The organism is Vibrio rhizosphaerae, assembly GCF_024347095.1.
GTDB classification, from domain to species: domain Bacteria; phylum Pseudomonadota; class Gammaproteobacteria; order Enterobacterales; family Vibrionaceae; genus Vibrio; species Vibrio rhizosphaerae.
The window spans coordinates 2,305,539-2,318,282 of sequence record NZ_AP024903.1 but is presented as its reverse complement, the minus strand read 5'-3'; the positions used below and the strand labels follow the sequence as shown (position 1 = coordinate 2,318,282).

The 12,744-nt window shown below is 41.4% G+C and carries 13 protein-coding genes, 1 other RNA gene and 1 pseudogene; 5 read left to right on the top strand and 10 right to left on the bottom strand.

Annotation, left to right across the window (positions count from 1 at the left end; translation table 11 throughout):
- The first annotated feature begins 120 nt into the window (after nt 1-120).
- On the top strand, nt 121-582 hold the full coding sequence (locus OCV37_RS09935; RefSeq protein WP_038180777.1) for an Lrp/AsnC family transcriptional regulator: 462 nt from the start codon (nt 121-123) through the stop codon (nt 580-582).
- Between the two features lie 331 nt (nt 583-913).
- On the opposite strand, the gene tesB is transcribed toward OCV37_RS09935, so the two are convergent.
- Nucleotides 914-1,822, bottom strand: coding sequence for an acyl-CoA thioesterase II (gene tesB, locus OCV37_RS09930; RefSeq protein WP_051680501.1), 909 nt, complete (start codon nt 1,820-1,822; stop codon nt 914-916).
- Between the two features lie 117 nt (nt 1,823-1,939).
- Between tesB and OCV37_RS09925 the strand changes: the two genes are divergently transcribed.
- Nucleotides 1,940-2,377, top strand: coding sequence for a YbaY family lipoprotein (locus tag OCV37_RS09925; protein ID WP_038180780.1), 438 nt, complete (start codon nt 1,940-1,942; stop codon nt 2,375-2,377).
- Here the strand turns inward: OCV37_RS09925 and OCV37_RS09920 are convergent.
- The gene (locus OCV37_RS09920; protein ID WP_038180898.1) at nt 2,366-2,698 is read right to left on the bottom strand and encodes an MGMT family protein; all 333 of its coding nucleotides are present in this window, start codon (nt 2,696-2,698) and stop codon (nt 2,366-2,368) included. The genes OCV37_RS09925 and OCV37_RS09920 overlap by 12 nt on opposite strands.
- A gap of 240 nt (nt 2,699-2,938) precedes the next feature.
- Between OCV37_RS09920 and ffs the strand changes: the two genes are divergently transcribed.
- Nucleotides 2,939-3,035: signal recognition particle sRNA small type (gene ffs, locus OCV37_RS09915), an RNA gene on the top strand.
- 106 nt (nt 3,036-3,141) lie between these two features.
- The gene (locus OCV37_RS09910; RefSeq protein ID WP_038180785.1) at nt 3,142-5,031 is read left to right on the top strand and encodes a site-specific integrase; all 1,890 of its coding nucleotides are present in this window, start codon (nt 3,142-3,144) and stop codon (nt 5,029-5,031) included.
- Between the two features lie 93 nt (nt 5,032-5,124).
- Here the strand turns inward: OCV37_RS09910 and OCV37_RS09905 are convergent, their stop codons facing one another.
- The 5 genes and pseudogenes from OCV37_RS09905 to OCV37_RS09885 all read right to left on the bottom strand — a co-directional run bounded on the left by OCV37_RS09905 (nt 5,125) and on the right by OCV37_RS09885 (nt 8,980).
- Entirely contained in the window at nt 5,125-5,670 is a 546-nt protein-coding gene (locus tag OCV37_RS09905; RefSeq protein ID WP_038180790.1) for a HEPN domain-containing protein, read from the bottom strand.
- Nucleotides 5,671-5,675: 5 nt separating this feature from the next.
- Nucleotides 5,676-6,827 carry a DUF262 domain-containing protein gene (locus OCV37_RS09900; RefSeq protein ID WP_051680502.1) on the bottom strand — a complete coding sequence of 384 codons (1,152 nt, stop codon included), beginning with the start codon at nt 6,825-6,827 and terminating at the stop codon, nt 5,676-5,678.
- 261 nt (nt 6,828-7,088) lie between these two features.
- Nucleotides 7,089-7,310: pseudogene (locus OCV37_RS09895) on the bottom strand (DDE-type integrase/transposase/recombinase); the annotation flags it as partial.
- Between the two features lie 2 nt (nt 7,311-7,312).
- A complete protein-coding gene (locus tag OCV37_RS09890) occupies nt 7,313-8,047 on the bottom strand; it encodes an SDR family oxidoreductase (protein ID WP_038180793.1) in 735 nt (244 codons plus the stop codon).
- Nucleotides 8,048-8,125: 78 nt separating this feature from the next.
- A complete protein-coding gene (locus tag OCV37_RS09885) occupies nt 8,126-8,980 on the bottom strand; it encodes an AraC family transcriptional regulator (protein WP_038180796.1) in 855 nt (284 codons plus the stop codon).
- A gap of 397 nt (nt 8,981-9,377) precedes the next feature.
- Between OCV37_RS09885 and OCV37_RS09880 the strand changes: the two genes are divergently transcribed.
- On the top strand, nt 9,378-9,536 hold the full coding sequence (locus tag OCV37_RS09880) for a hypothetical protein (protein ID WP_157634950.1): 159 nt from the start codon (nt 9,378-9,380) through the stop codon (nt 9,534-9,536).
- Nucleotides 9,537-9,640: 104 nt separating this feature from the next.
- On the opposite strand, the gene OCV37_RS09875 is transcribed toward OCV37_RS09880, so the two are convergent.
- The 3 genes from OCV37_RS09875 to OCV37_RS09865 all read right to left on the bottom strand — a co-directional run bounded on the left by OCV37_RS09875 (nt 9,641) and on the right by OCV37_RS09865 (nt 12,712).
- Nucleotides 9,641-10,570 carry an alpha/beta hydrolase gene (locus OCV37_RS09875; RefSeq protein ID WP_038180797.1) on the bottom strand — a complete coding sequence of 310 codons (930 nt, stop codon included), beginning with the start codon at nt 10,568-10,570 and terminating at the stop codon, nt 9,641-9,643.
- 34 nt (nt 10,571-10,604) lie between these two features.
- Nucleotides 10,605-11,483, bottom strand: coding sequence for a HEPN domain-containing protein (locus tag OCV37_RS09870; RefSeq protein WP_038180800.1), 879 nt, complete (start codon nt 11,481-11,483; stop codon nt 10,605-10,607).
- Between the two features lie 230 nt (nt 11,484-11,713).
- Complete coding sequence (locus OCV37_RS09865; RefSeq protein ID WP_038180803.1) at nt 11,714-12,712, bottom strand: LacI family DNA-binding transcriptional regulator; 999 nt, start codon at nt 12,710-12,712, stop codon at nt 11,714-11,716.
- Between the last annotated feature and the right edge of the window lie 32 nt (nt 12,713-12,744).

The following is a 12,744-nucleotide window of genomic DNA, read 5'->3' as shown; positions in this document are numbered from 1 at the left end:
GGTAAGATGAATGAACAAGTAGAATAAAAATAACTGGATTCTCAGAGAAAAAGGTTTCCTTTTTTACTGTTTGTTGGCTAAATAGTAGAAAGTATTTCTCCTTTTGTGAGGTTTGGTAGCATGAATTTGGATAAAACCGATAAGCAACTACTCCGGTTATTACAACAGAATGCGGAGTGGTCTTTGAATGAGTTGGCCGATGCGGTCCATCTGACCACAACCCCATGCTGGAAGCGCTTGAAAAAACTGGAAGACATGGGGGTGATTCAGAAGCGCGTCGCGTTGCTGGATCCGGAGAAGCTGGGATTAAACTTCACCGCCTATGTGATGCTCAAAACCAGCAATCACTCGCATGAGTGGTATGTGCGTTTTGTTGAAATTGCCTCAGAATTTCCAGAAGTGATGGAATTCTACCGAATGGCCGGAGAATACGACTACATGATGAAAGTCGTTGTGAAAGATATGCGCTGTTTTGATGAGTTTTATAAACAACTGGTCAATCGCGTCAAAGGATTGAGTGACGTGACTTCGACCTTTGCAATGGAATCCCTGAAATATACCACGGAGCTGCCGTTATCATGAGTGCTTCAAAACAGTGACCTGTTCAGCGGCGGGGAAGGTGCTGACAGGCCACGAGCACGGGAAGCTGTCAGCAAATACAGGTTATCTGTTGATCCAAGTGCATCATTCAGTTAACCAAATATCAATGTCATCAAAATAATCACAGCAAATAAAACCCCGATATATTTCAGGAAGAGACCTATATTTTTACTCCCGCCCGGTGGGGGGTTATTGCAACATCCCATATTGACCTCCGGTGTTGATTATGACGACTACAGCATAAAGCTTCCCCTTGGGGGAAAGTAAAGCCTGTCGTCATAAAATATCACGGTGCTCACTTACTCAGCATCAGCTAAGCGTTATCGGATGGATGATTGCCATCTGAGGATTTTGGATTGGCGCGATCGGGAAAGCGCATCACGCCTTCTTGTACGGCACTGGCAATTAAATCACCCTGCTGATTATATATTTCACCCCGGACCAATCCGCGTCCATAGGTCGCACTCGGGCTCTCAATCGCAAACAGCAGCCATTCATCCATACTAAACGGACGGTGATACCACATCGAGTGGTCAATGGTTGCGACTTGAAATCCCGGTGTCATCAGTGTGACTGCGTGGGGATGCAATGCCGTGGTCAAAAAGCCCCAGTCAGAGGCATAAGCGAGCAGATATTGATGGATCAATTGATCACTCGGTAACTCACCGTTGGCCCGGATCCACAGATACTGCTTCGGTTCGATTTTTTCCGGTTTGAACGGGTTCACCACATTCACCGGACGGACTTCGATGGGTTTTTCCCGACAGAACATCTTCTTGACTGGTTCAGAGAGGCGGTGGGCGATTTGATTCATCAGCTCTGTTTCAGATGCATAATGTTCCGGTCCGGCAATATCTGGCATCGTATTTTGGTGCTCAAAGCCGGTGCCTTCACCGTGGTATGACGCAGTCAGATAAAAAATCGGCCGGCCATTTTGAATCGCCTTCACCCGCCGCGTACTGAAATTGCGGCCATCTCTGAGGTTTTCTATATCGTAAATAATCGGTTTTTCCGGATCGCCCGGATGAAGAAAGTAGCTATGAAATGAATGAACCGTCCGCTCAGAATCGACGGTGTAGCGGGCGGCTGAAAGAGCCTGACCGATCACTTGCCCCCCGTAGACCTGAGGTAACCCGAGGTGTTCACTATCACCCCGGTAGAGTCCTTCCTCTAGTTTTTCTAATTGCAAAAGTTCGAGTAAATCATTGAGAGCCTCGCTCATACTACCTCACTATGTTGTTCACACACCGATATCCAATGTTGTCAAAAAACAAATTTGTTCAATTGACATTTATCTCTATAATTATCGGCTTAAAATGGAAGATATATAAAATTTATAATGATGAATCATAACAATCAATGGCCTCTCTTTCTGACCCTCATCTGTGTTTTTTTCAGCATCGGGGGACAGGCACAAGCACAAATGCAACCGACTGATCCTGTCATTCATAAGATGACCGGCACCTTGATCGGTGATTATCCATTACCGAACGATGTGTTCGTGGTGGTATCACTCAATGATCAAACGCAGCACAATCAAGTCGTTGCGAAATATAAATTTCATGGTGATGGTTTAACGCTGCCGATTGATTTCCAACTTGCTTATTCTGAGTCGAATATCCGGCAAAATCATCGCTACCGCATTCAGGCGGAGATTTTCGAACAGGGACATCTGCGGTATACGGGAGCGGGAAATGCCGCCGAACTTGCTCTTGAGCCTGACGTATATGATGGTCAAATTCGAATGACCCCTGTGAACAGTGCGTCATCCCATTGAGTCGGGCCGCCAGCGATAGTGGCGGAGTGAAATCTTGCCGTTGCTGCTGACTGGTATGCCTTCGGCGACTAATTCGGCGCGTTGACGGTCATAATCCGGGCCGGAAAGCGAGATTTCTCCTTTGCTGTTAATCACCCGAAACCAAGGGAGTGTCGAACCTTTCGGGAGTTGCCCCAACGCCTTACCGACATGGCGGGCATAGCCGGGATAACCTGCCATTTTGGCAATATCCCCATAAGTGCTCACTCTGCCTGCCGGGATTTGGTGAATCACGGTAAACACCTGAGCAAGAAACTGCTTTTTATCATCAGAATGTGTCATCTCAATCGATCCGCTACCAAAGTTGAATGACATTGAGTCCCAGAATTAATGCGCACCAGTGTATGATCAAAAAGGGGGCCTGTCAGGTGGATGGCTGCAAAACAAGCAAATCTGATTAATCCCTGTCCACTCAGTTGGCATCTGGTCACTTTTATCAGAAAGGGACTTGCAATGCGGATCTCAATCCCTGATAATCACCCCGCTTTCGATGTTCACCATCAAAGCCCTTATCTATGGAGGCCCTGGTCCTCCCGCAACACTAATTCGTGAACTTGGTCAGGACCGGAAGGTAGCAGCCACAGCGAATGACGTGTGTGCCGGGATGTGGCTGGGGCTTCCACCCTTTTATAAGTTTAAAATGTTTTAAAACAATAACTTATTCTGCTTTATCCTTCTAAAGTCTCTTAATAAAGCATAGCCTAGTACTGCTTAATGGTACTAACATGCACTACATGACTCAACACCCCTCTGGCATTTGGTATTTTCGTTACCAGCTCCCCAAACCTATTCGAAAGTTCTATGCAAATAAGCATGAATTTAAACGCTCTTTAAGAACTAAAAGTTATGAAGATGCGGTTATAATGGCCCTACAATATGAGCTTAAGGTCAAAAGGGAAATTTCATTGATAAAAGAACGCTACAAGTCTTTGGATGATATCGGCGATCTAAATGAGTATGACATAGATGTACTTGAAGATTTGTTGAAGATAAGAACACTGACAGATGAAAACATCTATAACTATAACGCGATTCGAGAATTCGACGTTCTATACAGTAATCCACTCAACAAAGCACTTAATGAATTAAAAAACAACAATAGATACATTGCAGCACAGCAATGCCGGATCTCAATATCAAATGGATCAGAACTGGACTCGATCTTGCTCATTAAGGATGTACTACCAGATTATCTCGATCCAGACAAATTAATTGAGAAATATCTAAAGCAACTTACTTTTTTTGTCGGTGACGATAAAGATAACTCAATTGAATTTGAAGAAATTCGTAATGTCCTGACGACATATTTCTTGTTGTTAAAGATTGCCCGAGAAGCTTTAGAGAAATTGGATATTGAAAAAGCGGAACAGTGCAAAATCGCCATTGATGCGTTAGCGGAGAAAGTCAAAAATCATCAAGCTATTTCTATCCCTGATGAACTGGTTCGTGGAGAAGAAAAGGATCCTGTATGTACTATTGACGAAGGTGACATAGAAACACATCAAGTACCAATAGTTGAGATTGATTACAAATCTGTACTCGAAGGGTTTTGCAATGAGAAACGAGCTGGACATGTTAGTCAATCCACGATCACCCAGTATGTTTACAGTATGAATACCGTATTTGAACTGCTTGGAATTCAGAATATGAAAGCAGTCACCCGATCTGATGTCATTCGGGTGATTAATTTATTGTTCAATTACCCGAAAGACGCTCGCTCAGAGCGTAACAAAGGTTTCTTTGATGGACTGTCGGTTCTAGAAATTTCAGAAAAGAATCAAACGCTAAACTTACCTGCAATTGATCGGACAACGGTAAGCAGATATATACAGCGGTGTTCGTCTGTTTATAAGTGGGCAGTTCAGCATATCAGTGAGGTTACTTATAATCCATTCGAAGGCGCTATCGGCCGTGACAATGGAAAAAAACACTCTCAGAAAAAAGCTAAAGAAGACAAAATCCCATTTAACAGTGACGATGTTGAGACAATATTTTCACACAAAGTCTTTAAGACAGGTATCGTGGGTTATAACACCAGAGATAAATTGCGCTTAAATTATCAGTATTGGGTACCGTTGATCTGCTTATTTTCTGGTCTCAGGCCAACTGAATGCTGTCAACTCAGAATAGAAAATATCATGTTTGAAGACGGTATTATGTACTTTGACATAACTGACAAACATAAACGTCAAAACTTAAAGAATAAGAATTCTGTCAGAAAAATCCCTGTCCACGATGAGCTTTTGAATCTAGGGCTTGAAGGTTATATCAGTAGTGTTAATTCGGAGTGGCTGTTTCCGGAGCTAGCTGATGATGAGGATACAGGGTTTTATAGTAAGATGGAGTCGTGGTTTACTGATCAATTCACCAAGAAATTGGACTTAACAAAACAAAATAAATCTTTTTATAGTATGAGGCACACTTTTATATCTTTTTATCAGAAGATGAATATGTTTAATCCAATAGTTAAACAGATGACAGCGCATGCTAATAAAAATGTTGGAGATGAACGCTATGGTGAAAAATTTTCAGTTAATCTCCTTAAAGAGCATTTGGATCCCTATCATTCGGATATAGTTTCTGACATTGTAAAGCCTTGGGTATGTAAGGGCTAGGAGCTTGTTTGAATTGGTATGGCTTAGGTGTTTCTGAATAAGATACTGTTATTAAAAGAAATAATGGCGCCATTAGGCGCCGCTGTACTATAATTAATTATTTATTTCTATAATTTCTTCATCTTCTATTTGGTCTTCTTCATCAAATTCAAAATGAACTGTCGCATCCAAGATTTGAAGTACCTGAATAGCTGAGTCAAAACAACTGACGGTATCATCTATATCAAAATCAGGATCACCACCATGGGCAAAACTATTTCTAGCGTCTACCAAGTTTTTTAATGCGCTAGTAAGAGTTGGCTTGTTTGCTAAAGAAATTAGTTCGAGGAATTTCGAATGCCATCGGGAATCGAATTCGAGAATCATATTCTCTATTTGGCCCATTTTAGGGTTACAGGATGACTTTCTTATTTTTCTTTCAATAAAATTTTTAACTTGCTGGTGACTATCTTCATCGACTTTATCCGCGATAATTTTTTTGAATCCCCATTCTACAGCTCCAGTTGCTCGTATAACTGCATATTTTTTTACGTAAGGAGTAGGTTTTGCCTCTGGTCCTAATCCTGTAAGTAGTGCCTGTATACCTTGTAGTTCTTCTCTACACGTATTTAAGAGTATTTGGACATCTTGATTTATCATATTGGTTAATCTCCAAACAAAACCATATATGCAGTATCAACACGCTTTTTGATGTGTGGTGTTCGCATTGTTTCTTGGGATAAATAAAACTGATAGGACTCGTCACCTAACAGTACTAGTTTGTTTTGCTGGCACTGCTGTATATCAATATGAGAAGAATTGTAACCAGTAGCTTCGATGAATTTTCTACATGCAATAGCTATTGCATCAAAAACCGTTGGGCTGAATCGGGGAACATATTGTCCGGTGACGGTGGGGGATAAGTTATGGAAAGCATTTTCTCCGAAGACATTATATATAAACGACATAGTGTCTTCAAAGATGGCTCTAAACCCAATAATTTTGTCGTCTTCATTATGATTTGACATATATTGGTTAAGGTATTTTTTTAAAGAAATTCTTGAGGGAGCTTGTTCGTTTAATAATAAACTATCATCTGATAATGCAAAGAAACGTAGTATAAATTCTACATCTCTCATTCTATCATCGGGAGTCTCTTTTCCGAATAGAGCTCTCCAATGGACATTTTTATTCAAATCCATGATCAAAGAGTTCATTGGGCCTTGGTATACGCAGTTTCTAATTTCTTGAGGGAGTAAAATTCTACCACTAGAATTAATTCGTTCAAACACTTGAAACAGACTAGTGTCATCGTTTGATGGTTGTCTTTGCATGAAGATAATTGCGTGGATTGTTGTATTTCTAATCTTTCTTTGCTGTTCAGAATCTAACTCATTAAAACTTTTTCCGCGCCATCTTTCATGTATTTTCTCTGTACGAGAAAGTCTGAACAAACTGTCATCTTTAGAAAATATTCCTTTTACAAAATCACGGACACTCATTAGTCGTTGAAAGCCGTCTATGATTAGAAGTTTTTCATCACTTGTTTTTGCAAGGAAGATACTTGGGACTGGCAGACCTAATAAAATTGAGTCAATAAATCTAGATGCCTCAGATTTGTCCCAAACATAATTTCTCTGTAGTTCAGGTTTTACAAGTTCATCGTCATCGTATCTAGAGATCAACTCTCTAAAACTTAAGTCTGCACCCCATGATTGAATATTGAATAAGTCATTATCTGTATAGAAATCATCTTGCTCATCATTTGGTGTATCGATTAGGGTGGAAGGTGGGGAGAAAGGTCCGTCTAAGCTCATAACAATCCTTGCATAGTAGTTAAGTGACAATTAGTATCATACTTGACTAGTTTCATACATATAGGAATATATTTCAAGTAATTAATATATTGGTTGTAATAGAAGAGGCAATTATATGAGTAATCTGTCTAATCCTAGTTCCCTAATATCATTTTTCGATAAATTTATGATATTATTTTTAATACGTTTTATTTGACGTCGTTGTTGAACTAAATCACCTTTGTTTTTAGCTTCAGTAAGTTTTTTAATTTGATTTTTTATTTTACCCGGTCGAATAAATTCCAGCTCTACCTTGTTATTTTCTGCCCAGTCACACAGCGCGGTTGAAATAAACTCTGGCCCGTTATCCATCCTCAATTTGCCCGGCATACATCGCCAAGCAATAATCCGCTCCAGCACACGAATAACTCTCGGGGTCGGCAGGTTTAAGTCCACTTCTATCGCCAAGACTTCCCGATTGAAATCATCGACCACGTTAAAGGTACTTACCAAGGCATAATTCCATTAATAGAACCTTCAGATTCAGACAGAAATTGTCCATTTGGACCATCACTTTCTAATGTAGCAGCATGGACTATGATTTCTGCTGCATTCTCTGGCTTACCCGGCCCCGCGTAATTATTAAAAGCGGTACCAATAAAACCGGGATCAACAGAATTAACTTTAAATCCTCTATCACCTAATTTGGCAGCCATTGCTACAGTGTAAGCGTTCAATGCCGATTTTGATGGGAAATACGCATCACTTTTATAGGGATAAAAAGGCCATTCAGGATCACTTTGGCAAGTAAGAGAACCGATCCCACTCGAAACATTAACAATTCTTGGGGTATCGGATTTATGCAATAAAGGAAGAAAAGCTTGAGTTACTCGCATAACACCAAAAACATTAGTATCAAATACTCGCACGGTTTCTTCCACACTGATACTTCTATCCTCGTTATGCTTGCCCAAGATACCAGCATTGTTAATAAGCACATCAAGACTGTCCATCTTTGTGGATAGTGATTCTGAAGCTGCATCGATAATAGCTTGGCTTGTAACATCGAGTAACACCCAATCAACATTGGTAAGCGTTTCATTATGCAATTGTGTTACAGCTTCTTTTGCGGCTTCTTCTTTACGACAACCTAAATAAACAAAATAACCTAGTTTTGCCAAATGACGAGCGGTTTCAAAGCCGATACCTTGATTAGCTCCGGAAATTAAAGCAGTTTTCATAATATTGCTCCATCGTTAAGAAATGACGTAGCTATTATGAAAAACCATGATGGAATCTAGTAGGCGTAGATCCTGATATTATCTGGACAATTCTGCAAATTTATGGCGAAACTCAGAAATAGACTGTCCTGTTTGCTTTCGAAAAAAGCGTGACAAATAATTTTCATCAGAAAAACCGAGTCTCGTGGCCAGCTCTTTGACGGATTCGTCAGCATATAAAAGGCGCCTTTGAGCTTCTAAAGCAATTCGCTGATTAATGTATTTTTTAGGCGATATACCTGACCACTCTTTCACTACACTGTATAAATTACTTTCGCTCATTGCTAGTTGTTTAGCGATTGCAGCAACCGATAAAGGTGCCATGAACTGCTCTTCAACCAAATGCTGAAAACGAAGAAAAGGTTGAACATAACGTCCATTATACTGAGTCGAAACATTAGCAAAATAACTCTCTTCCATTTCAGTTAACACGCTTTGTAAATAGCTATGTGAGAGGGCAATTCCTGCATCCTTTTGTAAGGTTTGTCTCAGAAGTAAAATGACTTGATTCATTCTCTCCCAAGCATCAGCCGTAAAACTAATTTTCTGTTGTTGAATAGGATCTAGCCAAAATTTGAAAGTGAGTGGTAATAAAGAATATGTTTGTTCGCTGAACAATATTTTAAAAAATTCAGCTTCGCCTTTACTGGCCGGTGGCATTCGTACTTGCTGGGGCTTGATAAACAAAGCTTGCCCTTCATTAACCTGAACAGTACGGAGATCAACTGAGAATTCAACTGAACCTCGGTTGATGAACATCAAAAAATAATAGCTTGATTTATGGGGTTGAAGCAGTAAGTCCACAACTTCCTGAGGATGAGGATTATCTAAATGGGACCAAACTTCTAATTCTGATCTATTTAGCCAAGGCTCCATATCTATAATATTTTTCATACATTACCACTAAGAAGTTCTTTCCCATTGTTTACTTTAATGCTTGGTTCAGTATCTTTAGAAACCTAACATTCTGCTAATAGTATCCGTCACCAAGCACACGATTGACCATACAACAACGTCATTTCGACCACTGGACAGCTTTTAAACTAGTATAGGACTGGAATAGAGCGGCCCCCCTAAAATCGTTTTCATTTAACGGCCCACGACAAAACAGTCTTGCGCCCAAATCATTTACATCGGATCAAATTGTCCAGCTTAAGCTGGACAATGATGTCTATGTGGCTTTGAAACGGGCTGGTTTTCCTCTGCTCTCAGGGATATCGGGCACCACCCGGGATTTTTTAGATTCATCGATGAAAAACAGCCTTTCCCGATAAAACTGCTTCTGAGCATTATGGCTTTTATGAACGATTTCCGTTTTCACACCATGGCCGAGTGTTTTGCCGCGGCGATACAGTTCTGTACGAAGGAGCAGTTAAGCGAGCTGAAACTGGATAAAATCGAAACGCCGGATGGACTCTACCAGTGGATAGAGACTCAGCTGGCAAAATAAAAATCACGGGATCAAGTCTTGCATTATACTTTTCCTAATACGCTGGAAGTATTCTAAAGTGTAAGTTCTATAACATCTTTGTCCATCAACGTGTCAGACTGATCTCAAACATCTAACTTATTGGTTTGGATAATAGTAGCAACTTGATGAATGGACTCTTTAGCCGCATGGCTTATGCCTGAGAGTTGAAAAAAGCCGTGAGTTACGCCTAAATACCTTCTGCACTGGGCTTCAACGCCTGCATCCAGCAACTTGCGATATAGAAGTTCACCTTCATCAACTAAAGGATCGAATTCCGCAGTAAGAATATGAGTTTCTGGAAGGCCTGCAAAATCAGTTCGATATAGAGGACTTGCCTCAGGATGCTCTCGCGATACTTCGTTTAAGTACATATCATACCCTGTTACCAAGGTATCTTTGGTAATGATGTAGTGCTTACCATTATCTTCATAGCTTTGACTTGAAGCGGTCGCATCTAACATAGGATAAATAAGAATTTGCTTTGCGGGTTGCCAGTCAGAATTTTCTTTTAATCGTAAAGATGTTACGAGACATAAGTGACCTCCTGCGCTATCTCCAACAAGGCTTATATTATGTGGGTCACCACCCCACTCAGCACAGTGGTCACGTATAATCAACGTTGAGTTATATGCGTCATCGTGTGCTGCCGGATAAGTATACTCAGGCGCTAATCGGTACTTTACTGCTATGACAATTGCACCAGACACATTAGCCAGTTTTCTAAGTTGTTGATCATGGGTATCGAACCCACCACTAACGAAACAACCACCATGAAAATATATCGTTACTGGTAGTTTTTCTTCAGCCGATGGTTTATAGATGCGTAGCGTTGAACCATCAATCTCTACCTCTCTTACTTGATATACAGGCTCGCTTTCCCCAGCAAGAGAGACACTGTCCAAGTAGCCTTGTCGCCGCTCAGCAATAGACTGATTCCTGACGGAAGGGCATCCTGCCTTGATAAAACCTTCGACAAGCTCTTTTATCCCCTTCTCCAAACTAAGACTTACCATTCAAGACGCTCCTGTTATCTATTACATATTTAAGTTAGTGAATTATTCTTTTCAAACAAACCCGTTCCACCAATCCTTTCAACCGCTGCACTTCTGTTTCCAGATATGCCAATTCTTCCTCGGTGATCTCATAATGTTCTGAGTAGCGGGCTTCGATATATGCGCGTTGCAGGCGGCGGAAGCTGCGGCGGTGGAATTTGTTGTCGAGCGGAAAAATCGTTGCAAATTCAGCCTCGATTTGGGCGCATAGTTTCCCCAGTTTTTCGATATTGTGGGATTTGGGTAAATAATTGGTGCAGGTGAGTAGGGTACAGGCAAACAATTTTTCTGTGACTTGGTGAAGCTGAAATGCCGCAGTCTTCAGATGATGATTTGCAGTCATGAGTTCAAAACACATAAAGAATTCGCTGGCACTCGTAAACCACTGTTCATAATGCTTGCGAGCGATCTCCCGTTGCTCTGCTTCGGTTAAATCCCCCGGCTCTGCCAGCGGTTTTGGTGTGGCGGCAAACAGTTCAATCCCTTCTTCGCGGATATCTTTGAAGAAATAGTGCCCTTGCTGTAGCCGTTCGTTGACTTCCTGCAAATCATGGACAATCAATCCCAGCGGTGCCGAAGTGACTTTACGGTCGATCTGCTCTTTGGCGCGTTGCCAGACGACATCTTCTTCAACCAGCGCGGCTTTATTCACAATCACCAGAATATCGTAATCGCTGATATAGCCATTGACCGGATCGTTGACCCATGTGCCTTTGGCATGGCTGCCGAACAGGATGATTTTCACAATCCGAAACTCGCTTTTACTCGCTGTTTTGCCCTGAAGGTAGTCTTCCAGCGTATCGCGCAAAATGGCCGATATGGTGGCAAGCGCCTGCTGTTTGGATTCGGGCAAATGTTCGAGCGATGTTTTCATAAAGCGATATTCGGTCGGTGTGGATTGAATGGTTCATAGGATAAAAGAAGCGGGCAGCAAAAAACACTGTTTGTCATGGTTTTAGTTGGGTTGCCCAGGGAAATGCGACGGGGTTCGGTTTTAGTGGTTTGTCTTGTTGTAGCCTCCGGCTCCGAAATATGAGGTTGAAGTGTTGACGAGTCTGACAGCTCCGGTTAAAGAATGGACAGTGTCAGACCCTTTATTCGATATTACGCACTTTCACGAATCATTAGTTCAAACGGGAGTTCTTTGGAGAGACTGGTAACCTGTTTGCCTTCAATGATATCAACCAAGGTCTTAACGGCGAGTTTTGCCATTTTAGTCCGCGGTGTTCTGATCGTCGTCAGTCTGGGATTGATGACGCCTGCAAAATCAAGGTCATTGAAACCCACAATATCGAGATCCTTACCGACTTTAATATCAAAACGCTGACACTGCATGATGGCGCCGGCTGCCATATCGTCATTGACAAAAAATACGGCGTCGGTTTCAGGCCATTGACTTAAAATGGCTGATATTGCGTTCTCACCATTATGAAATGATGTTGTTTCTTTGGTCTGAAAAAAGCGATGGGATTCCATCCCGTGTTTTTCCAGTGTGTTTTCCCAGGCTAATTTTCTCAACATAGCCCGTCGATCCAACCAAGTGGAGCAAAACGCAATATTTTTACGCCCTTTAGTAATTAAATACTCGGTTAAACAAGCGGCGGCCTCAATTTGGTTCACACCAAAGTTTGCGTTGAAATTCGGTTTTTCAATGCTATCCATGATTTCAACCGTTGGCAGATTTGCCGAGTCAATCATCCGCTTCGTATCTAAGGTGTGTTCTGTTTCGCTTAAAATAAAACCATCAACATTTCTGGATAAGAAGTTTTCAACGACTTTTTCTTCGCCGAATTTTGTATAGGTCGCATCACCAATCAGCAGGTTGTATCCGAGTTCATCACATTCTGCTTTGACGACGCTGATAATCTCTGCGAAGACCGAGTTAGTAAAACTGGGGACGACTAAAACAATTGATTTACTCGAAGAGGAAGCCAGCGTTTTGGCGGCGACATTGGGGATGTAATTCAGTTCTTTACATGCCACCTCAATCCGCTCTTTGAGCTCAGTAGATACCCGGTTTGGATTGTTGAGTGCTCTGGATACAGTCGATTTATTAATACCCAAATAAGCAGCAACATCGGCAATTGTTGTTCGTTTGTTCATTGTGTGTACTCTTTTATGATGCATCCGATGAC